This is a genomic window from Microcystis sp. M_QC_C_20170808_M3Col (genome assembly GCF_007095505.1).
Classification (GTDB): domain Bacteria; phylum Cyanobacteriota; class Cyanobacteriia; order Cyanobacteriales; family Microcystaceae; genus Microcystis.
In genome coordinates, this window is the sequence record NZ_SFBY01000373.1 from 19,526 (window position 1) to 42,369 (window position 22,844).

At 36.8% G+C, this 22,844-nt stretch carries 13 protein-coding genes and 1 pseudogene; 1 reads left to right on the forward strand and 13 read right to left on the reverse strand.

The window, feature by feature from the left end:
• Nucleotides 1-45 precede the first annotated feature (45 nt).
• On the forward strand, nt 46-498 hold the full coding sequence (locus EWV84_RS17185; RefSeq protein WP_287078979.1) for a porin: 453 nt from the start codon (nt 46-48) through the stop codon (nt 496-498).
• Between the two features lie 114 nt (nt 499-612).
• Here EWV84_RS17185 and EWV84_RS17190 read toward each other — a convergent pair whose 3' ends face one another.
• The 13 genes and pseudogenes from EWV84_RS17190 to EWV84_RS17245 form a co-directional block, all read right to left on the reverse strand.
• Complete coding sequence (locus EWV84_RS17190) at nt 613-2,607, reverse strand: ABC transporter ATP-binding protein/permease (RefSeq protein ID WP_287078980.1); 1,995 nt, start codon at nt 2,605-2,607, stop codon at nt 613-615.
• A gap of 172 nt (nt 2,608-2,779) precedes the next feature.
• Nucleotides 2,780-2,926 (reverse strand): annotated as a pseudogene (locus EWV84_RS23150) (acyltransferase); the annotation flags it as partial.
• A 6-nt stretch (nt 2,927-2,932) separates the two neighbouring features.
• Nucleotides 2,933-3,388, reverse strand: coding sequence for an acyltransferase (locus EWV84_RS17195; RefSeq protein WP_287078982.1), 456 nt, complete (start codon nt 3,386-3,388; stop codon nt 2,933-2,935).
• A 98-nt stretch (nt 3,389-3,486) separates the two neighbouring features.
• Complete coding sequence (locus EWV84_RS17200) at nt 3,487-3,957, reverse strand: condensation domain-containing protein (RefSeq protein ID WP_286825440.1); 471 nt, start codon at nt 3,955-3,957, stop codon at nt 3,487-3,489.
• 90 nt (nt 3,958-4,047) lie between these two features.
• Entirely contained in the window at nt 4,048-4,824 is a 777-nt protein-coding gene (locus EWV84_RS17205) for an SDR family NAD(P)-dependent oxidoreductase (RefSeq protein WP_287078984.1), read from the reverse strand.
• Between the two features lie 61 nt (nt 4,825-4,885).
• Nucleotides 4,886-6,622, reverse strand: coding sequence for a condensation domain-containing protein (locus EWV84_RS17210; protein ID WP_287078986.1), 1,737 nt, complete (start codon nt 6,620-6,622; stop codon nt 4,886-4,888).
• Between the two features lie 29 nt (nt 6,623-6,651).
• A complete protein-coding gene (locus EWV84_RS17215) occupies nt 6,652-9,939 on the reverse strand; it encodes a non-ribosomal peptide synthetase (RefSeq protein ID WP_287078987.1) in 3,288 nt (1,095 codons plus the stop codon).
• 207 nt (nt 9,940-10,146) lie between these two features.
• Nucleotides 10,147-10,947: an SDR family oxidoreductase gene (locus EWV84_RS17220; protein ID WP_287078989.1), complete on the reverse strand. Its 801-nt coding sequence runs from the start codon at nt 10,945-10,947 to the stop codon at nt 10,147-10,149.
• A 48-nt stretch (nt 10,948-10,995) separates the two neighbouring features.
• Nucleotides 10,996-11,622: a cupin domain-containing protein gene (locus EWV84_RS17225; RefSeq protein ID WP_287078991.1), complete on the reverse strand. Its 627-nt coding sequence runs from the start codon at nt 11,620-11,622 to the stop codon at nt 10,996-10,998.
• 96 nt (nt 11,623-11,718) lie between these two features.
• A complete protein-coding gene (locus EWV84_RS17230; protein ID WP_287078993.1) occupies nt 11,719-12,351 on the reverse strand; it encodes a LysR family transcriptional regulator in 633 nt (210 codons plus the stop codon).
• Complete coding sequence (gene fni, locus EWV84_RS17235; protein ID WP_287078994.1) at nt 12,345-13,388, reverse strand: type 2 isopentenyl-diphosphate Delta-isomerase; 1,044 nt, start codon at nt 13,386-13,388, stop codon at nt 12,345-12,347. Before fni ends, EWV84_RS17230 begins: the two co-directional genes overlap by 7 nt.
• A 39-nt stretch (nt 13,389-13,427) precedes the next feature.
• Entirely contained in the window at nt 13,428-18,188 is a 4,761-nt protein-coding gene (locus tag EWV84_RS17240; RefSeq protein ID WP_287078995.1) for a non-ribosomal peptide synthetase, read from the reverse strand.
• 361 nt (nt 18,189-18,549) lie between these two features.
• Nucleotides 18,550-22,809, reverse strand: coding sequence for a non-ribosomal peptide synthetase (locus tag EWV84_RS17245; RefSeq protein WP_287683055.1), 4,260 nt, complete (start codon nt 22,807-22,809; stop codon nt 18,550-18,552).
• Nucleotides 22,810-22,844 lie beyond the last annotated feature (35 nt).

The following is a 22,844-nucleotide window of genomic DNA, read 5'->3' on the forward strand; positions in this document are numbered from 1 at the left end:
CGGGATTTTTTAATTAACCCTATCCCTGTGAGGAGATTTTTACCCATGCGCGCTCAATTTTTACTTCCTTCTCTGTTTTGTTTAACCGGTTTAGTCTGGTTGAGTCCGCCTAGTGCGATCGCCCAAAATCCACCCGCCACCAATCCCCCACCGGTAAAAATCCAACAATTGCAACTTGTCCCCTCTCCCGATACGGCGGTGGGATTTAATAATATCCCCGGTTTGTTTAACCGCGCTGTTAATAACAATACGGGTCGTTTCTACGACTACACCAACATTTTAGGACAGTTAAACTCTCTTTTTGGTTGGCGTACTTTTCCCGAAGGTTCCTATTTCGATAATATGATTACCCGGGATGCCAAATTGACCGAAACTTTATACTATGATGTCATGCAACAGCAACAGTCTGGCCCCTTAATTCGCACCCAAGATTTACCCAATCCCTTCGATACTTCCCTACAGGAAAATCCCAGTTATTTAAGTCCAGGTGGCTTTTAATCCGCCAATTTAACTCGGAATTGGCGAACAATGTAATGGGTCGAGAATCTTCTTTGAAGGTTCCCGAACTGCGGCAAGATGCCTTTTTAAGTTCGATCGAAGCTCCCTGAGAAGCTAAACTCTCACCCATTTGGCAATATCAAGGGTTTTGTCATAACGATAGCTCATGCCATCATTGCCAATAATCGTTTGACCTCGACTGGCTTTATTTTTGATGGTACTTAAGCTATAGTTGGTCAGTTTTTGCATTTCTTGATGGGTAAAATTGTCTTGATTGTTAATTTCAGAGACAATTTCTATGGTTTCATCAACGGTTTTGGCATTGTTAGAATGAGTGGCAATCGCTGCTGATGGATGATAGTCTTCCATTCTCATTAATCGCCAAGTAGAATCCTCGGAAAGTTCCAAAACCTTTTGATGGTAGTTAAACAAACTTTCTCGATGTCCGACACTAATAAAGGTCTTTCCAGTTTGTTGTAACTGTTTATATAAATGATCTTCATTTTTTAAATCTAAAGCACTGGTGGCTTCATCTAAAATCACAAAATCTGGCTGATTAACGAACAGTCGCGCAAAGGCTAGACGTTGTTGTTCTCCTAAAGATAAAATATTTTCCCAATCCACTTCCTCATCAAAATTTTTGATGCGATTAAGAACATCTTGCAGGTTAACTTCTTGTAATATTTCTTTTAATTGGGATTCACTCATCTCCGTTGTCGTTTGGGGATAAATTAGCTGTTCACGCAAGTTTCCTAAAATGATATAAGGACGTTGGGGTAAAAATAATAAATCGTCGAGGGGAGGTCGCACCAAATGACCTGTACCTGTATTCCATAACCCAGAAATAGCGCGTAAAAGAGAACTTTTTCCTCGACCACTTGGACCAACAATTAATAAACCTTCCCCTGGTTCAACGGACAGGGATAAATGTTCGACAATCACTTTAGCAGCATCGGGAGTTTGTAAGGTGACATCCTCAAAAGTTAGATTGTTATCTTCAATGACTTTAATGGTATTAACCTGGTTGGTTTGTTCGCTTACAGTATCTAAAGCTTGGGAAAAATCTTCTAAACGTTCAATATAATTAATAAACTCACCGGAGCGTCCAAATTCATCCACTAACACGGATAAAGCTGTGGAAAAGAAATAGCAACAATAGCTGGCTTGATTAACTTGTCCAAACTCAATTCTACCACTAATATATAATGGGGAAACAATTAAGAAGGGGAAGATTTGAACAATGGATTCATAGCCACGGTTAAAAAATTCCTGGGTTCTTTCCCAATTAATTCTTTCAATAATGATTTTAATCACCTGATTGAACTTCCTTTGAATAATATTTAACTCTTTTTCTTCCCCTCTAAAAAATGCAATTGATTCAGCGTGAGTACGAACATGAGTAATGGCGTATTTATAGGTTCCTTCCACGTCTAATTGTTGTTTATTGATTTTATTTAATTGTTGAATAATATAGGCAGCAAGAATATTTCCAATAATCGTATAAACCAGAAGCACTATAGAAATGGTTCTAGAAATTGACCAAAGGATGACAATAAAAACCAGCATCTCCATGAGTTTTTCGACGCAGGTTGTTAAAAAGTCCATCGTTGTTCTGGTGATGGGTTGAATTTCTTGGGATAAACGTTGATCTGGATTTTCAATATCTCCTTTAAAATTGATTCGATAATAAGCCCGATTTTCAAAATATTTTTGCAAGATACTACTATTGATCCATTGATACCAATCCAGCGCAATTAGTTTTTTAAGAAACTTAGACAATCCTCCGAAAAACGTCATACTGCCTAGGGTAATCCCATAAATGATGACAAAATAGGTTAATTTTTCTGCATCCTTAGCTTCCGTGAAGGTAATTAAGTCTCTAAAAACAAAACTATTAAACGCATTAAGACCCACTACTCCCACTAATAACAAAAACAATAAAACTAGCATTCCCCAGGAACGAATAATCTGTGAAAAAGCTCTATCATGGTGTTCTTTAGGATACCAATAAGCTTGAATAAATCTTAAAAATTCTTGAAGAGATTGATTGAAAGTTTGAACATCTTCTTTGAGATTTATACTATCTGAGGTTTTTTCGGCAACACTCATAGGATTCTCCTTGCGCTAAAATGGGGACATTAGAACTTTGAATGTCTATCTCTTAAGTTAGACATTCATTCAGCATACCATAAAAATCTCCATTATTATCACAAATTTTATTACGACTATTTTCTGGATTTTCTACAGATCAGGAATGAATATTAAGCGAATTGGATCAGATTCATAATCGTTTGATAATTTTGGCAGGATTCCCAGCAACTACAGTAAAAGGTTCTACATCTTTTGTTACAACAGAAACCGCTCCAATAATTGCTCCTTTCCCCATCGTAACTCCTTTAAGAATTGCCAGATTAAATCCAATCCAAACATGATCTTATATCACCACGGGTGCAGATTGTATATCAACATCCTTAGCATCCTTAATCAGATTATTGAAAATGACGACTTCCACAAATTCTTTATGTCTTAAGACATAATTTAATGAATGAGCATCGGTATCATAAATATTGACATCATCGGAAATTATAACTTCGTTGCCAATTTTGATAGAATTGGCTGATCTAATTCGAGTTCCTTCACCAATATAACAATTTTTACCAATTTCTATTTTTCCACCATAAGGAAATATAACTAATTCTCCGATAATTACTGTATTTTCTTCAATTTGAATTAAACTTTTATCTCCCCTATAATTTTCACAGTTTCCGATAAATTTGACGGAACTGTGAAATGTGGCATTGTCGGAAAGTTGTTTACGTTTTTCGATTCGTTCTTGTTCTTCTAAAAATTTTGAAATCAATAAATATAATTGATGTCTTAGATTAAACATAAGATTGACCTCGTGGAATTCATGATCTGGATTTTTTGAATTTAGGGGTGTAATAAAATCGACATTTATTGTGTTAAAAACCCACTTTTATAAAATATTCAAAATAACTGTTGTCTTTGCCTAACGGCAAAATCACCGTATTGAATAGGGAAATTTGGTAAAGGATTAGATTGTTTTTGTAAAAAAGCTTCATATAGATGAGAAAGTTCTTGTAGTAAATCCAATAAAGGCAAATTTAACTGAATTTTCGGGTTAATAATTTGTCGGCAAATTTCGTCAACTTCTTGAAAACAAGTTCGCAACAATTCATGACGTTGCATAATAGTTTCCAAAGCTTTCCTAAAGATATCAATATCTAAATTGCCATCAATTTGAAAGCGAAACGGCATATTATAGGTATAGCCTTGAGCTTCCAATTGGTACAAAAACCAAAGTCTTTCTTGAGAAAAAGAAAGCGGTACAAGTTGAGATTTATCTCTAGGCGGTATCGTATTTGTTTTGACACCGATTCCTTTTTTTTGTAGTAACAGCTTGAGTAATTTTTGTTTGTCTTGAGAGTTATGATTCATTTTTACCCTGGGTTAAATAGGTTTTAATCTAGTGATTTTAGGTTGGTTTGATGGATACAAATCAACCTAAAAATTGTTTAATTATTGATGCTAAATAGCGGTATAACCTCCATCTACCATTAAAATTGCTCCGGTTACATAAGAGGAAGCTTCGGAGGCTAAAAATACGACGGGACCAATTAACTCTTGTAAATCTCCGGTTCGTTTCATGGGAATTCTAGTATATAATTCGTCCATTTCATCCCCAGTTGAACGTAAACCTTCTGTTCCTTCTATCATATTATTCATATACCCTGGTGCAAAAGCATTGACTCGAATTTTGTTACTAGCTAATTCGACCGCTAGGGATTTTACCAATTGATTGACACCGCCTTTTGCGGCGCTATATGCTCCTGAAGATTTGGGAACAGCAACGAAAGCACAGATAGAAGAATTCATAATAATTGAACCTCCTGTACCTTGTTGCAGCATTTGTTTGGTTGCGAGTTGAGCGCAATTAAAATAACCTTTTAAGTCAACATTAATGACCTCATCCCATTCCAATTCCTCTAATTCGTGAGTGTTTTTGAGAATTTCAACCCCTGCATTACAAACCATAATATCGAGTTGACCATAATGAGCAACGGCCTGTTCAATTAAATTCTGACAAGCTGGACGTTGACGAACATCGGTGTGAATTGCCATGGCTTCGCCGCCTGCTTCTTGAATGAGTTGAACCGTTTGTTCAGCACCAACTTGATTAATATCACCAATTACCACCTTAGCTCCAGCTTGTGCTAACCCTTGCGCTAATACCCGACCAATTCCTCGGGCAGCGCCCGTGATAATTGCAACTTTACCTGTTAAATCAAAGAGATGATTTGTCATTTTTTTTCTGTATTTTTTTTGTAATCATACCATTTTTAAAGCTAGGGAAATACGCTTAAATTCATTTATTTTTAAAGGTTGTGATTAGACGGGCTACAGTGGGATTTTCAAAAAAATCACGCAAAGTACAATTAATTTTAATAATCTTACCGATTTTATCAATTACCTGAATAACTTTTTGAGAATCCCCCCCAAGGTCAAAAAAGTTATCATTAACACTAATTTCTTCTAATTCTAAAACTTCTTGCCAGATATTGATCACGGTTTCTCTAGTTAGATTATGGGGTAAGTCATTAGATTTAATTTCATTGATTGATAAAGACAAGGGAGAAGTATTGCCGGAGAAGGAGACGGATTCAGATAAAGGACATAGATCAGAAATGGTTTTATCAGGATCAGTGACAATATTCTTCAATAACTGCTGAAAATATTGTTCCATTTGAGTAATAGTTTCAGTCGTGAATAAATCAGCTTTATATACGAAAGCACCTTTTATACCTTGCTCAGTTTCTTCAAGGGATATAGTTAAATCATTTTCAGCACTATGGGCATCTATATCCATTTTTGATAACTCGTCCGTGACTGTCAGATTGATCAATTTTAAATCTTGTTTAGGAGCATTCTGGAAAAGGAAAATAACTTGATGAAACAAAGCATATTGAGGATCTCTAATCGGTTTTAATTTTTCCACTAACGTGATAAAAGGAATTTCTTGATAAGCATCAAATTCTAAACTCATTTCTTTTACTTGATGCAGCAAGTCTCGAAAATTGGCTTGATCTTCTACATGAGTATATAAGGGGAGAAACTGAACCATAAGTCCGATTAAATCTTGTGTTTCGGGTTGGTTACGATTAGCCGCAACTCCACCAATAATAATTTCTGTCTGTTGTGTATAGTAAAAGAGTAATATTTTTAAGGCGGCTAATAAAGTCATATACAAAGTCGCTTTTTCTTGATGACTTAATGACTTTAATGCGTCTGTTAAGTTTTGGGAAATGAGGAAATGATGAATAGCTGCTTCAACAGGTTGAGCCGTTGTGCGTGGGTAATCAGTAGGGAGTTTTAAAATGGGCGGGTTAATCCCTATATGTTTCTTCCAAAAATTCAGATGAGATTGCCATGAATTATCTTTTATTGATTGCCATTGCCACAGAGAAAAGTCACCATATTGAATCGGTAATTCAGGCAAAGGTGAAGGTTTATTCAGACAAAAAGTTTCATAAAGAATGCCTAGCTCTTTAGTCAAAATATTCAAAGACCAACCATCAGCAATAATATGATGGATTATCATGATTAACAGATAGTTATCTTCAGCAAATTTTATAACTTTACTGCGAAATAATGAACCTTTTTCTAAGTCAAAAGATCGGTTAATTTCTGCTGATAACAATCTTTGGGTTTCTTTTTTTTGCTCCAGTTCACTAAGTCTTTGTAGGTCAAGAATTGAAAAATCAAAAACTGGATCATCTGTAATTTTTTGGAACACTTTCCCATCTATCCAAGTAAAAGTTGTCCGCAAACTTTCATGACGTTTGACAATTTCTCTTAAGCTTTCCTCTAGTGCAGGAACATTAAGCAAGCCTTCAATGCGATAAATACAAGGCAAGTTATAAATACAATTTTCTGGATAAAATTGAGCAAAAAACCAAAGTTCTAACTGAGTTAAAGAGATAGGAATTAATTCAGAGTTGGATGATTGGCGTTTAGGTATAGTATTTACTTTTTTAAAACTAATACCTTTTTTTTGAAGCAGGAGCTTGAGTAATTTTTGTTGATCTTGAGAGTTGTTTTTCATTTGTAATTAATAATTCAGGAGTGGTTGACTTATTTTTTTTTGTTTTGAGATAATAAAGCTTGAACTTCTTCTGGTGAAAGTTGGGAAATTTCTTGAACGGTTACAGCAATTTCATTCAGCAACTCTTCATTCCCGACTAATTCAATCATGACTTGAATTAATTGGCTGATAGTTGAGTGATTAAAAAGTTGGCGCACAGAAACTTCAATTTCTAAGGTTTGACGGATTTTACTAATCAGTTGAATCGCTTTTAAAGAATGTCCACCTAACACAAAGAAATCGTCTTCAATCCCAACTCGTTCGACTTCTAAAATTTCTGCCCAAATTTCCGCTAAAACTTCTTCAATTGCAGTTCGAGGAGCGACATAATTTTGAGTTAATGATAAGGAGTTTTTATCGGGTATTGGTAATACTTTTCGATCAACCTTACCATTAGGACTGAGTTGAAAAGATTCCATCGCCATAAAAGCAGAGGGAATCATATAATCGGGTAGCCAGTTTTCGAGGAAATGACGTAATTCAACTGGGTTTATGGTTTCACCTAGACGGGGAATAAAATAAGCGGCTAAATATTTTTCTCTGGCAGTTTCTCCCTGAACTGTAGCAACAGCTTGAGCAATTTGAGGATGTTGATTTAAAATAGTTTCTACTTCCCCTAATTCAATTCTATAACCTCTAACTTTCACCCCATCATCAATTCTTCCTAAATACTCGATATCTCCATTGGGTAAATAACGCGCTAAATCCCCAGTTTTATACAGCAATGAATTATCGCTAAAGGGATTAGGAATGAATTTTTCTTGGGTTAATTGGGGATTATTGAAATAACCCCGCGCTAAACCGCCACCCGCAACATATAACTCCCCAGTAACTCCGATGGGTACGGGTTGAAGATAGGAATTTAAAATATAAACTTGCACATTAATAGCGGGTTTACCAATGGGAATATACTTCGGCCAAAGCTCAGGATTAGGGTCAAAGGTATAACTGGTAACGAGATCCGCTTCTGTGGGTCCATAAAAATTGTATAGCGTACAATGTTCGAGTTGTTTGAATACAGAAATCATCCTTGGAGTAATTTGTAATTGCTCTCCAGCTGAAATAATTTCACGCAAGTTAGCGAATAAGTAGGTTTCCTCACTATAGGTTTCCATGAATTGTTGTAACAAAGTGACGGGCAAAATGGCTTTATGAATTGGATTGTTAGCGAACAATTGACTTAATTTAGCAAGGTCTAAACGCGAATCTTCTGGGACAATAAATAAGCTCCCCCCTAAACACAACGCAGCAAAGATTTCGTGATAGCTGACATCGAAATTAAAGGGAGCAAATTGTAAAAAATTCCTCTCTGGTGACATTTTTACCCGATGATCCTCAATAATATTAGTTAAGGATTGATGCAGGATCATAATACCTTTGGGTACACCCGTAGAGCCTGAACTATAAATAATATAAGCCAAATCCTTTAAACTCACGGGGTTGTCAAGATTGGTCTTGGGTTCTAAGGCAATTTCTGACCCTTGTTCATCCAATAAAATCCGTTGAGAAATGGTTTCACTGTTTAAAAGGTATTGACAATTTTTTTGGGTTAATAAGGTTTGAAGTTGGGTGTCTTGCAGGATGTAAGAAAGTCTTTCTTGAGGATAGGTTGGGTCTAGGGGAACACAGACACCGCCTACTTTTAACACTGCTAAAACGGCAATCACCATATTGACAGACCGTTCTAAACAAATCCCCACCAAAGATTGAGAACTCACACCGATTTTTTGTAAATAATGAGCCAGTTGATTGGCAGACTCATTCAGTTCTTGATAGGTTAATTGTTGCTCTTGAAAAACAACAGCAATGGCTGAAGGAGTTTTGATGGCTTGTTGTTCAAATAATTCATGAACGCACTGTTTTATGGGATTTTCTGGTATCGTTTGATTCCATTCAATTAATAATAATTGACGTTCTGCTTCCGTTAACAGAGGTAAGTCTTGAATCCGACGATGGGGATTAATGGCGATTCCTGCTAATAAGGTTTTAAAATGACCTAACATCCGTTCAATGGTGTCATTTTCAAATCGTTCTTGAGGATAAATAATTTTAATACTTAAGGCTTCCCCAGGGGTGACAATAACGGTTAAGGGATAATCAGCATTGCCATAATCTTGCATTTCCCCGACTTGTAAACCGCCTAAATTCTCACTATCATTTTCGCTAAAGGGTAAATTTTCAAAGACAACAAAACTTTCAAAAACTGAATGAGGAGCAGGAATTTCACTCCATTTTTGAATGTCAATTAGAGAACTATAACTATATTGCTCTCGTTCTAAATGCTCTTGTTGTAATTGTTGAAACCAAGTTAATAATTCAAGTTGAGGCTCAATTTGGATGCGAATGGGTAAGGTATTTAAAAACATACCAACCATCGATTCAATCCCTGTAAAATTGGGCGGTCGTCCCGAAACGGTTGCGCCAAATACAATATCAGATTCACTACTATAATGATGTAATAATAAAGCCCAAGCTCCTTGAATGAAGGTAGAAAGAGTAAGGCGATATTCTTGGGCGAGTAATTTCAGACGACTGGTAATTTCTGGAGAAAGTTTTGATTTTTGATGAAGATAATTTTTACTTTGAGTAACAAGAGGATTTAACGGTTTATCAACGACTAATGGAGTTGGAGAGGTAAAGCCTTGAAGATTTTGTCGCCAAAAGAGTTCGGCTTGGGTTTGATCTTGCTGTTGTACCCAATTGATATAATCTTGATAAGGGCGAGGTGTGGGTAAATTAACGGGTCGATGGTTGATAAATCCAGCGTAAAACTCGAAAACTTCTTTCAACAGAATTGCTGTTGCCCAACCATCTAATAAAATATGATGTCCAGTATGGATAAATTCATATTTTTGATCTTCAAGTTGAATTAAATGACATCGAAGTAAGGGGACTTTATCTAATTCAAAATATTGCTCTTTATCAGAGGTTAATAATTTTTGAAATTTAGTTTCTTGTTCGGCGGGAGAATGGGATCGCCAATCTTGATTAAACCAAGGCAAGCTGACATTTTTTCTAACCACTTGCAGAGGCTGTTTGGTTTTTTTCCAAGCAAAACAAGTCCGTAAAATACTATGTCTATCTACTACTTTTTGCCAAGCTTGTTGGAACGCATTAATATCTAAATTGCCTTTTAAGGTGATTTGAATTTGTGATAAATACGTCTTTGATTCTGGATTATATAAAGAATGAAACAACATCCCCTGCTGCATGGGAGAAAGGGGATAAATGGATTCAATATCTTTTTTACTAACCTTAGATTTTTGAGGTGTTAACATTGTTTTTTTCCTAATAAATAAGTTCAATAAAAACAAGAGTGAGTTTCTGGACTCAAGATTTTTTCAAGAAATCCAAAGAATTGAGGACTAATCACCTTTAACGTAGCCTAGACCATTTGTGTTTAAACTTGTTAATTTCTTCTATTTGAGGTTTAGATTCGCTATTCATAACAGTTTTTGCTGTTGATGTTTTCTGGATAGATAAAATTAAAAGGCTGAAGCTGATGATCCTCCATCTACCGGAATAGTAATTCCCGTGATATAACTCGCGCATTCTGAAGCTAAAAATACAACGAGATTAGCAAATTCTTCAGTCGTACCAATCCGATCCATGGGAATTGTTTTTAGAATTCCTTCTCGAATTAACTCTGGGGTTGTTCCTTCTTTGGCGGCATACATTTCTAAATAGTCTCGATGTCTAGGGGTGTCAATAACGCCGGGGTTAATACTATTAATTAAAACATTATAGGGGGCAGTTTGTCTAGCTACCGATTTGGTAAAATTCATTAAAGCTGCATTGACAACACCCGATTTAACTAAACGAGGGGATGGCTCTTTTCCCGATGTCCCAATGATATTAACGATTCTTCCCCAATGTTGTTTTTTCATAATCGGTAACACTAAATTGGTTAAGCGAATATAACCCATTAATTTTCCCTGAAAAACATTTGACCAATCGTCATCGGAAAGGTTTTCAATTAAATTGTCAGCAAAGTTAGCTCCTTCAGAATTATTAACTAAAATGTCAATTTTGCCATATTGATTTAAAGAGTCCTGTATTAATTGTTCAGAATCTTGAGCTTGATGAACATCCGCCACTAAACGCAGAATTTCTTGGGCAGGATAAGCTTGAGCCAGAGATTGATAAGCTTGTTCTAAGCGTTGGGAATTGCGACCGCAAATAATTAAGTGACAGCCTTCTTCTGCTAATTTTTCAGCAATGGTCAACCCAATTCCCGCACTACTTCCCGTAATCAAAGCCACTTTATCTTTTAATCCTAAATCCATAAACTTTGCCCTAGCATTTTGAGGTTAAACTTAAAATTTTAAACCGAACTAAATTAAAATTTTAATCAAATTAATATCTTGATTCGATGAATTATATCCCTTTTTCAAAACCCTTGAAGGAGCATAATAAATTTGACCATATTCTAAACACTGTTCTTCATTTTCTATGGAGATTTCTAATTTTCCATTCAAAATAAATCCGATTTCTTCTTGCTCACCTTGATGTGGGGGAATGGAGTAACCAGAAGGAATTGTCGTCATGACAATTTCAAACCAAGAACCCTTAACAGATTGACAAGGTAAATGAGTGATTTGATCTTGGTTGTTTGATAGGGTTAATACAACGTCTTGGGAAGGTAAAGCAGAGGTAATCCGTTTAAGATCAAATCCAATCATCGGTTCTGATAAAGGATTAAAAGCACCATGAGGAATATTGCCATCAGCTATATAAACATCTTGCAAAGGTCTTAAGGGTTTAATCACATCTTCAATATACAGTTCCAGTTCTCCTGAGAATACCATGCCAATTTGACTTTCAGGATGGTGGTGGGATTCAAGTTTAGCATTGGGAGCTATAACGTATAACTGAAAAATGGTATCTTGGCATTGAAAAACCTCTAATTCTACATGAGGATTGAGTTTAATATACTTGGGAATTGGGAAAAATTCAGACATGATTTTAGGGTACAGGTTCAAAATGAAATTGAGATTTAACCTCTCAATTATTTTTATGTGATGAAGGCAACTATTCTGAGCGGATAGGTAGCTTTTTTAGGTATGCACAGGTAAATAAATACCTTGAATCATGGTGTTTTCCTTTTTGTAGAATAAAGACCAACTCATCTCAATTTTACCATATTGTGAAACAAATTCTAAATCATGTTCTCGGAGGGCATTTTCATTGGTAATCGCTAAATCTGCCAACCCCTGTTTAACGTGAATAGCGGCAACACTGGTAGAATTCACCAATGTGATTTTAATCTTGTTTTGATTTAGGTCACACGGTAATAAATAAGGAAGTAAAGGAAGAGGAGCGGGATGAGTGACTAGGGTGCAATTTTCTAAAATGATTTCTTCATTTTTTCGCTTGGCTAATCCGTAAACGGGTGTGGGATAGGTGAAGATAAAACCTAGTTTAAAACTTGGTTCCATATAGAAATCATTAATTCTTTCATAGGCATGGGGTACTAACGCCAAATCTATCTGATATTGGAGTAAAGATTCCTTTAACTCTGTAAAGCTATCAAATAAATGACTATTAACCGAAATCTGTTGTAATTTCCATTGAGAAATTAGATAATTTAAGGTTTGTTCGCTGCTGGTTTCTTTTGGACCCAAAGTGCCAACGCTTAAAGTTTTGACATCAGGCTGGGGATAACACAATTCCATTGAAAACTTTAACATGGTTTTAAGGCTCCTGAATTTTTAAGGGCGGATAAATTAGGATTTCCGGTGCAAAACAAAACAATTTCAATTTCAGCAATTAAAAATTTCACTAACTCATCAACGGCGGCTTCTGATTCAATCGCTGCTACGAGAAACGGTCGAGCCAACCCTCCTAAATCGGCTCCTAAAGCGATGGATTTGGCAAGATCTAAGCCATTTTTTAAGCCACCAGAAGCAATTAAGGGAATGGTTGAATTCAGAGTACGAATGGCGGTAATACATTCAGCCGTAGGTAAACCCCAATCGGCAAAAACTTGTCCGAGATGACGCTGTTTAGGGTCTTTTGCCCTTTGACTTTCCACTTTTGCCCAAGAAGTCCCCCCGGCTCCGGCTACGTCAATGGCAGCGACTCCGGCCTCAATTAATCGCTGTGCCATCATCGATGAGATGCCATTGCCGACCTCTTTAGCGATGACAGGAACGGGTAATTTTGAGCATATTAACGCAATTTTATCGATTAATCCTTTAAAATTCTTGTCCCCTTTCGATTGTACCCATTCTTGTAAAGGATTGAGATGGAGAATTAAGGCATCCGCTTCTAATAAATCTACCAATTTGAGGCATTCCTCTAAACCGCAGCCGTAATTTAACTGTACAGCCCCTAAATTCGCTAACAGGAGAATATCCGGCGCCAGAGAACGGACTGCAAAGGTCGGCGCTAATTCTGGTTGTTCGAGTGCAATGCGTTGAGAACCCACTCCCATCGCTAAACCATAGCGTTGAGCGACCATTGCCAATCGAGTATTGACTAAATGGGCTAATTCTGTTCCTCCAGTCATGGAAGAGATTAGAATTGGAGCTTTTAGAGATTTCCCCAAAAAGGTTGTCCCCAATTCAATATCGCTGCGGTCAAGTTCAGGAAGACAACAATGGGTAAAACGATATTTTTCTAAACCGCTTGTAAGTTGTTGAAATTCCACATCTTCTTCGATACAAACTCGTAGATGTTCGCTTTTACGATTTTCAATTTCACTGGGAAGATTAGGCGGTGACATAGTTATTATCAAGTATGAGGGTTAAACATTAAGTTGAGGTTAAAAATCGAGTTCCAAGAGCAGTTCATCTAGTTCTGCTTGATTAAGATCCGCATCGGGAAAATCTGATGGAGTATAGCCTCCTTCTGCTGATAAACAATGGTTAATCAGGCTTTCTAAAGATTCTTGATAAGCATTAGCTAAATTTTCTATCGTTGTTTTTTGATGAAATTTTTCGCTATATTGCCATTCTATTTCTAGTTTGCCCCCGACAACAATTCCATTAATATCAATTAAATGGGAACGTTGCCCTAAAGGACTATGAATAGAACCACTCGATTCCTTAGCAAATTTTCCGCCTAGAGAGCTTATCTGAGAGTCAGTAAATTGCCCTAAATAATTAAAGCTAACTTGAGCTTTTGGATAATTTTTTAACTGGGATTGAATCGTTAAATCCGAGTTGAGATAATATCCAATTCCATAATCAAATCCCCGATTCGGAATTTGTCGCAATTGCTCTTTAATGGACTTGAGACATTCCCCCGGATGATCAAGATTTTCTAAGGTCAAAAAGACGGGATAAATACTGGTAAACCAACCTACAGTTCGAGATAAATTCACGGACTCAATTACATTCTCTCTTCCATGACCTTCCATGTCAAGCAAAAGCCTATCACTCCCTGTCCACCTGGCAAAAGTTTGAACTAATGCGGTTAGTAATATATCATTAATTTGAGTGTTATAAGCTTGGGGCACCCCCTGTAAAAGTAAGCGGGTTTGTTCTTCAGTAAGACTAAAAGATAGGATGTTAGCGTTAGCAACGGTGTTAGCGGTTGCATCAGCTTGATAGTCAAGGGGAAGACAGGGAACAGAGTTAAAGTTAGCCGCTAACCAGTAATCTAATTGAGATTTATGTTCTGGTTTTTGAGCGTAAATTTGTATTGCCTCAGCCCAATTTTTAAAGGAACTAGTTTTTGCAGGTAATTGTCCAGATTTGCCAGCTTCTAATTGGTGGTAACTTGTGCCTAAATCTTCCAGAAGAATACGCCAAGATACTCCATCGATAACTAGATGATGAATAATAATTAATAGCCTTGCTGAGTTCCCTAATTGAAAGAAAACTGCTGAAACCAAGGGACCCTGTTCTAGGTTTAATGACCGTTGTTTAAGCTCAGAAATTTCTGCCATTTGGGTGATTTGTTCCCCATAATACAGTGCAGATAAATCGACAACTTCAAAGCCGAAAGTATCCTCGTCATCACTGTTGTATTGTTGCCATTCTCCCTGTTCTTTAATAAAGCGTAAACGCAAGGCATCATGATGATACAGTAACTTAGCGATCGCTTGTTTTAATAAGTCAGGTTTGACATGAGCAGAAACTTCTAAAAATACCGATTGATTAAAGTGATGCAGTTCGGATAAATTTTGCTCAAAAAACCAGTGTTGAATTGAGGTTAAGGGAACTTTACCGGTGACTAATTCCTGAATAATTTCAGGGATAGGGACTTCCTCGACTACAGGGGCTAATTGGGCAATAGTTTGATGGATAAATAGCTGTTTAGGAGTAATTTCTAATCCCTCTTGATTCGCTTTAGCAATGATTTGAATGGCTAAGATAGAATCTCCTCCCAATTCAAAAAAGTTATCGTTAATACTAATAGTTTTAAGTCCTAAAACCTCTTGCCAAATTTGAGCGAGAATTTGTTCATTTTTTGTACTCGGAGTTGCATAATTTTCTAATTCATTTGGGTTAATTTTGGGTAGAGGTAAAGCGCGGCGATCTACTTTTCCATTAGGAGTTAAGGGAAAAGATTCCAAGGAAATTAAGAAAGCTGGTATCATATAATCTGGCAGTCTATCTTGTATAAATTGTCGTAATTCTTGGGACGTTAAGGCTTCCGTTTTAGGAATAAAATAACCATATAAACGCTTGGTTTTTAACTCATCTTCTCTGACAATTACAATAGCATCTTTAACTTGGGGGTATTGATTGAGAACGCTTTCAATTTCCCCTAATTCAATTCTAAAACCTCTAATCTTAACTTGACCATCAATGCGACCCACAAATTCAATTTGTCCATCGTTTCCATAACGAACTAAATCACCGGTTTTATAAAGACGATCACTGCTTTTTTCACTAAAAGGATTAGTAATAAATTTAGAATCGGTTAACTCTGGACGGTTGAGATATCCTTTAGCTAATCCAACGCTGGCAAGATGTAATTCCCCAGGAACACCAATAGGAACGGGTTGGAGATAGCGATCAAGAATATAGATTTTGGTGTTTGCGATCGGACGACCAATGGGCAGCACATCCATGTCTTCAAAGCACTGTGCAACTGTAGCACAGACAGTGGATTCCGTTGGCCCGTAAGCATTAAAAAAACGCCGTCCACTAGCCCATTGAATAACCAAAGAAGGAGGGCAGGGTTCTCCTGCAACAATGATATTCTGCAATGCTGGCAAGTTCTCACTGGACAGAGCGGTGAGTGCTGATGGCACAAGAGTCAAATGGGTAATCTCCTGCTCTTGTAATAGTTGCAGTAAAGGTTGTCCCGGTTGTAGTTCTTCCCGCGTTCCCAGATAAAGCCTTGCCCCCGCACAAAGAGCCATGACAATTTCCCAAATAGAAGCATCAAAGCTAATGGATGCAAACTGAAGGACACAACTATCCGGCTGCACGTCAAATAGCTTGATTTGTGCTTGGGATAGATTACACAATCCTCGATGAGCAACGAGAACTCCTTTCGGCTTTCCGGTTGAGCCAGAAGTGTAAATGACATAAGCTAAGTTCTCTGGTGTTAGGCTAGTGATAGGGGAACTTTTACTTTCGGTAGAGATTTCTTTCCAATCGGAATCTAAGCAAATTACTTGTGCTTGATGCTGTGGTAACGAGGTGACCAGTTTTTCCTGAGTCAATAGAACTGCTAGTTGCGAATCATCGAGCATATAAGCGATCCGCTCAGATGGATAAGTAGGGTCTATGGGAACATAAGCGCCAGCTGCTTTCAGGATACCTAAAATCCCTACTATCATTTCAAGGGAAGGTTCGATACAGATGCCCACCAGTGTTTCTGGTTTTACCCCCAAGGTTTGTAAATAGTTTGCTAATTGGTTCGCCTTGCTGTTTAGTTCTCGGTAGGTTAGCTGTTCACCTTTAAAAATTAGTGCTATGGCATCTGGTGTTTGTTCTACCCACGCTTCAAATAGTTGATGAATACATAGATTTTGAGGATAGTCTTGTTGAGTTTGATTCCAGTCTTCTAATAATTGCTGTTTTTCCGATTCAGTCAGTAAAGGTAATTCCCTGACGGTTTGTTGAGGATTGGCTACAATTCCCTTTAATAAGGTTTGGAAATGACCCACCATGCGAGTAATTCTTTCGACAGTAAATAGGTCGCTATCATATTCCCAAAAACCTTCTAAATAAGAGCCTTGTTCCGTCTCTATTTCCTCTAAAATTAAGCTGAGATCAAATTTAATTCTCTGGTTTTCAACGGCTAGATATTGAGCTTTTAAATGGGGTAATTCTAAAGCATTGAGGGGGGCATTTTGCAACGCAAACATGACCTGAAATAAGGGATTATAACTTAAACTTCGTTCGATTTCTAACGCATCAACCACCTGCTCAAAGGGTACATCTTGATTAGCATAAGCTTCTAAAACAACATTGCGAGCTTGCTGTAATAATCCTGAAAAAGCTGGATTTCCTTCTAGGGAATTACGCAACACTAAAGTATTGACGAAAAAACCAATCAAAGGTTCAATTTCTTGTCGATTTCGGTTGGCCGTGGGTGTTCCGATTAAAATATCATCCTGACCACTATAACGAAACAGTAAAGTGTTTAAAGCAGCCAGTAAGGTCATAAATAAAGTCGCCCCTGACTTTTGACTCAGAAATTTTAGTTTTTCGGTGAGTTCTGAGTTAATTTGAAACGAGATACTATGACCTCGAAAATTGGGTTTAGCTGGACGGGGTTTATCGGTGGGAAGTTCTAATAAAGGAGGAGCAGCCGTTAATTGTTTTTTCCAATAATTTAATTGGTTTTCTAAGATTTCACCTTGCAACCATTGTCTTTGCCATACCGCAAAATCTGCATATTGTATGGCTAATTCGGGTAAATCTACGGTTGAATTGGATAAAAATGCTTGATAAAATTCAGATAATTCTTTAAATAAAATGCCTTTTGACCAACCATCGATAATAATATGATGGAAAACGTTGACTAAAATATAATTTTCATATCCCAAATCAAAAAGAGTACATCGTAATAAGGGAGCTTGAGTTAAATCAAAGGGTTTTTGTAGTTCTTCAATAATCCGTTTGTCAATTTGCTCTTGGGGGATATCTTTTAAATTAACAACTAATAATTTAATCTTCAGAAATGGAGCAATTTTTTGAATGGGTTTTCCTTCAACCATTGGAAAGGTTGTCCGTAAGCTCTCATGGCGTTGAATAATAGCATTAATCGTTTGCTCTAAAATATCAATGTTTAAGCGTCCCGTTAAACGGATGGTTAGAGCTTCATTATAAGCAGAATTTTGCTGATCCATCTGATAGAGAAACCACATTCTCTGTTGAGCAAAAGATAGGGGTAAATCTTCAGTTCTGGCAACGGGAGATATAACAGATTCAAACGTCTTAGACGGGGTTATTGCACTTCTTAAAAAGGCAAGAATTTCTGGTTTTCTTGTGCCGATTTCTTGCTTGATTTCCGGTGTCATCGCTCCCTGGGGAGCTTGATATTTTAACTTTTCTTCCTCCAGCCAAAGCTTGATTTCTAAACTATTTAAGTAAGATAAAAATTCTGCGACTTTCATTAATAGTATCCTTTTCCTAATTAATGTTCTGGTATTTCTGGAATGGGGGTGATGTTTGGCTGAGTTCAGTAGCTCTAGCTTTAGCTACTGTTAGAGATATAATCAACGGTTCTCATAAATTTAAGTATCCTCAAAGAATAAACACTATAGACCAAACAAAAATTATCAATGGCGGGGAGTCGGTGGTTATTGTTAAAATCAGTTGCCATGGGAGCAACCGCTTACATACTCCATAAAAAGACTATTTTAAACCGAAGCTATTTATATCATATTCTGGATGATAAATTTTAGTGATGGATACAATTTTTTACATTTTTTCCCAAAAGGGTTCTGAAAAGCTTAAATTTTAGTTAAGCTATTTTCATAATTCTCCTTCTTCATAATTTTCTGAGGCTGTTGTCATGACTGTACCACTTTTGGATGCACTTTTGGTATTTTGGGCTACATTAAGCACCTCAATCGTTTGAGCTAAACTGGCAACGGTTGGGTATTCTAACAACCTGTGCAACGACAATTCTACCGAGAAAACATCCCGTAAACGAGAGATTACTTGACTCGCCAGCAAAGAATGTCCTCCTAGTTCAAAGAAATTATCATGAATTCCAATTTGAGATAGATTTAACACCTTTTGCCAAATGTTAGCAACTTGACGTTCCGTTTCCGTTCTGGGTGCTATCAATTCGCGATTTTCTTTGCCTTGGAGTTCCTTGATTAATTGTCGCTTATCAATGTCTCCATTGTCCTTGATAGGGAGAGATTGTCGCTGAACCAGGGGACATTGATAGGACGTTCCAAATCTATCTTTTAGACTCACATAATTAGGTAGATTGACCGATTGAACTGTAGGTTTACGGGTGTAATAAGCGGTTAACTTTTGGCATCCTTCAGACAAAGAGGTAAAACGGTTAATCTTGCTATTACTCCCATCTAAACCGATCAGTAATTGTCCTTGATTGTGATATAAACTCGTTAGAAATGAGTCTAAACCTTGCTGCACCGTCATATCATAATACCCTTGAGAACGGGTTATATATTGCATCTGATAACCCTGGCTAATCCCAGTTTCTTGCCAAGTTGTCCAACTATAACAATAACTGGGGAACAAATTCTTAGATTTTTGATAGCTATTCAGAGATTCGAGGAAACTATTAGCCGCCGCATAGGAACCCAAAGCCGCTCCTCCAAAAAAACTAGCTAAGGAGGAAAAACTAATAAAAATTCCCTGAGATTCTTTGAGGAGTTGATGTAAAACCCAAGTTCCTATTACTTTAGGGCGAATAATTGTCGCTAAACCTTCTTGAGTTTCCTCCAGAAGTAAACAATCTTTGTAAATTCCAGCCAGATGAATCACCCCATCTAGTTCTCCTTGCCATTGTTTTTTCACCTGTTCTACAGCCTGTTTAACTTCAGTGAAATTAGCCACATCTACCGCTTGATAAATTACTTGTCCCCCAAGGGTTTCTAAAGCTTGGAGATTTTTGATTTTTAAGGATAATTGATCTTCGGTTTTGAGGTACTCACTCCAGAGGTGTTTTTCTGGTAAAGGTGTTTTTCCAATTAATAGTAAACGAGCTTGATAATTTTTGAGCAAATACTGAGCAATTTGTCTGCCAATCCCTCCTAGTCCTCCGGTAATCAGATAAATACCACCTAATTTAAAGGGTAATTCCTGTTGGTTGTGTTGCAGTAAATTGACTTTTTCTAAACCTGCAATTAAACGTTTACCGTTGCGATAGGCAATTTCTCTTTCCTTGGATAAAACAGATAGTTCTTGCAGCAGATAACTGACATTAATTTCAGGGTTATCTAGGGGTAAATCAACATGACGAGTATTTAACGAAGGAAGTTCTTTAGCTAGGGTTTTGATCAGTCCTAAAACTGGAGATTTTTCATAGGCAATTTCATCGGTTTCTATGACAAATTGACTATAACTAGAAACAAATAGCAATTGAATTTTTGAGTTCAAATCATGAATTTTAGCCAGAGATTGAACTAGGAATAATAAATCATATGTTCCTTTTTCTTGTGCTTTTTCTAACTGTTCAATTGTTAAAATTTCTCCTTGATAGTCTTGATATGTTCCCAGATGAATAATATTGCCAAGTATAATTTTTCGCTCGGATAAAGATGCCATTAACTGTTGATAATGGTTGGCTGTCCCTGGTCTGAGGGTATAGCAATTTTGACTAATTTGAGAAAATTCTTCTGCTGCTAAAACCGTGATACAGGGTAAGTTTTGCCCTTGAATTTTTTCTGCTAAAGATGCTCCTAAACCCAAGGAATCCAGAAAAATTAAACTACAATACTTGGAAAGTTCGGGTTTTAAGTTCACTGGAGAGCGAGGTTTCCAAGCTTTCCGATAAAACCAATCAGGAAGAGTATTAGCATTTTCTAACAAAAGATCTATTTCTTTTAAAATAGAATTAAATTCTCCGTTCGCAAACCGTTTTGTTAATTGCGTTCGCTGAATTTTACCAATGGAAGTTTTAGGAATTTCAGTTTTATTTAAGGGGATTAAATATTCAGGATTAACGCCAAAAGTGTTAATTACTTTTCGTCTAATCTTTTTCAGAAGTTCTGCTAGATGCTGGTGGTCAAAGGTTTCTGCACTGAAAAATAACGCTAATTTATCGGTACTATTACTAGGATCATGAACCCCACAAGCAGCAGTATAAGAAGCTTCTACTTCGTCAATGGTTTCAACCACAGTTTCAATTTCATGGCTATAATAATTCACTCCATTAATAATAATGGTTTCTTTACTTCTTCCGGTAATAACTAAATGACCGTTACTAATAAATGCTAAATCTCCTGTCTTAAACCAGCCATCTTTTAAGAAAGCGTCTTGATTCGCTTCTGGGTTTTTATAATACCCCGGTGAAACCGGTTCTCCTTTAACTTGTAAATGACCAATGGTTTCTTCTGGTAATAGGGAATTATCAGTATTAACAATTCTAATGGATATCCCCGGAATGGGTAATCCTAAATCCGTAAAAGTTGCACCATTGGGGTGTTCAGGATGAACTCGTTTTAAGGAAGAATTCAAGGAGGATTTATCAACCGTATGAAAGAGTAATGGCTGTTGTTCTGTAGGTTGATAATAGGTAATTCCTGACCCCATTTCTGCCATCCCGAAAGCAGGACGCATCGCCGTTTTTTTCAGATTATATTGAAGATGAAGGGTGTTAATAAATTCTCCAACTGCTTGACCAGAAACAGCTTCACCCGCTGCCAAAAAGAATTTGACACAATCTAAATTCCAATTTTGATCAGGTTCTTTTTTTAAAGCTTCATTGATCAAATTATAGGCAAAATTAGGAGCCCAACTATGGGTAATTCGATATTGATCAATTAAATCTAACCAATTCAAAGGACGACCTAATATATATTCAGTTTGAACATAAACCATTTGGCATCCTAACTCGACACAGCGAATATTCCAGTCTGAAATACTGCCAATATGATCAAAAGGAAGCCAATTAAGAATAACATCGTCGTTTTGATGTTCACAAATGATGTTTGTTCCTCGCGCACGAGAGATCACATTTTTATGGGTTAATGCAATACATTTCGGTATTCCTGTACTGCCTGATGTTAGATTAAAGAACGCGATATCATCCGGTTGACTAATAGGAGGCTGATGGGGAGAATAAATTTTTAATTCTTCAATAAAACTCAAGCTTAAGGTTTGATTAGGCAACCATTGCTCTAAATGTTTTATCTCTTGCTGACAGGATTGATTTGTGATAATAATAGGGTCATCTAACAACTGCCAAACTTGACATATTTTATGAATTTCATTATTAAAATCTTTATAGCTGGGTGGCACTGAAATAATAACCGGAATAAATCCCCCTAAAATACACCCCCAAAATGCGGAAATAATATCATAGTTTTCCGATAGCTGAAGAATCACTTTATCTTGAGCTTGTAAACCCTGCTTTTGTAATCCGGCTTGTATTTGTTGAGCGTCTTCCCATAATTGTTGATAGGATTGAAAAACTTCTGATCCATTAGATTGAATATAAATAATCCCTTTATTTGAATAATTTTCAGCAGCTTTTTGGAGGATTTCTGCCAAGGTTTTCGGCTGAAGTCCAGATTCTTCTAAAAGCTGTCCGTGACTGATTCCAGCTTGAGTGTTAGAAGTGTGAATCCCCAAATGAATCGAGGTTTCATATTTTTGATTATCATTTTTTTTCTCTATTTTTAAGGGCAATAATTCGGATAGATGTAGGGGTAAAATTTTGATTTTTTTAGAAGTCATGACGGCGGCAACTTGCTCGACATCTGGCAAAGAGCGTAGTTTTTCTTCTGTTTCCTGAACTTGGTTATCGTCGATAATTTCGATATTTTTTAAGGCAACTTCATCGACATCACCGCTATCGGTTAAGGGTAAACTGGAAATTTGCACATAGATATTAGGTAGAAGATTATCCGGTAACTGAGACTCTAAATCGGAGGACAATTGTTCAGAATTCCAAGCTCCAGAGGAAACGATATAGGCGACTACTTCACCCTCCCGTATCATAAAATAGCAATCTTCAATTAAGGGATTTGATAAAAATACTTCTGCTAATTTCTGACAATTTAATTTTGGATTTTTGTGTTCTGTCCCCATGCCTGAAATCCTCGGTTCTGTGTACATCTTGTGAA

Excerpts from the sequence above, each read along its gene's own strand:
- EWV84_RS17185 (WP_287078979.1), top strand. The coding sequence starts at position 46 with ATGCGCGCTCAATTTTTACTTCCTTCTCTGTTTTGTTTAACCGGTTTA.
- EWV84_RS17190 (WP_287078980.1), bottom strand. The coding sequence starts at position 2,607 with ATGAGTGTTGCCGAAAAAACCTCAGATAGTATAAATCTCAAAGAAGAT.
- EWV84_RS17195 (WP_287078982.1), bottom strand. The coding sequence starts at position 3,388 with ATGTTTAATCTAAGACATCAATTATATTTATTGATTTCAAAATTTTTA.
- EWV84_RS17200 (WP_286825440.1), bottom strand. The coding sequence starts at position 3,957 with ATGAATCATAACTCTCAAGACAAACAAAAATTACTCAAGCTGTTACTA.
- EWV84_RS17205 (WP_287078984.1), bottom strand. The coding sequence starts at position 4,824 with ATGACAAATCATCTCTTTGATTTAACAGGTAAAGTTGCAATTATCACG.
- EWV84_RS17210 (WP_287078986.1), bottom strand. The coding sequence starts at position 6,622 with ATGAAAAACAACTCTCAAGATCAACAAAAATTACTCAAGCTCCTGCTT.
- EWV84_RS17215 (WP_287078987.1), bottom strand. The coding sequence starts at position 9,939 with ATGTTAACACCTCAAAAATCTAAGGTTAGTAAAAAAGATATTGAATCC.
- EWV84_RS17220 (WP_287078989.1), bottom strand. The coding sequence starts at position 10,947 with ATGGATTTAGGATTAAAAGATAAAGTGGCTTTGATTACGGGAAGTAGT.
- EWV84_RS17225 (WP_287078991.1), bottom strand. The coding sequence starts at position 11,622 with ATGTCTGAATTTTTCCCAATTCCCAAGTATATTAAACTCAATCCTCAT.
- EWV84_RS17230 (WP_287078993.1), bottom strand. The coding sequence starts at position 12,351 with ATGTTAAAGTTTTCAATGGAATTGTGTTATCCCCAGCCTGATGTCAAA.
- fni (WP_287078994.1), bottom strand. The coding sequence starts at position 13,388 with ATGTCACCGCCTAATCTTCCCAGTGAAATTGAAAATCGTAAAAGCGAA.
- EWV84_RS17240 (WP_287078995.1), bottom strand. The coding sequence starts at position 18,188 with ATGAAAGTCGCAGAATTTTTATCTTACTTAAATAGTTTAGAAATCAAG.
- EWV84_RS17245 (WP_287683055.1), bottom strand. The coding sequence starts at position 22,809 with ATGGGGACAGAACACAAAAATCCAAAATTAAATTGTCAGAAATTAGCA.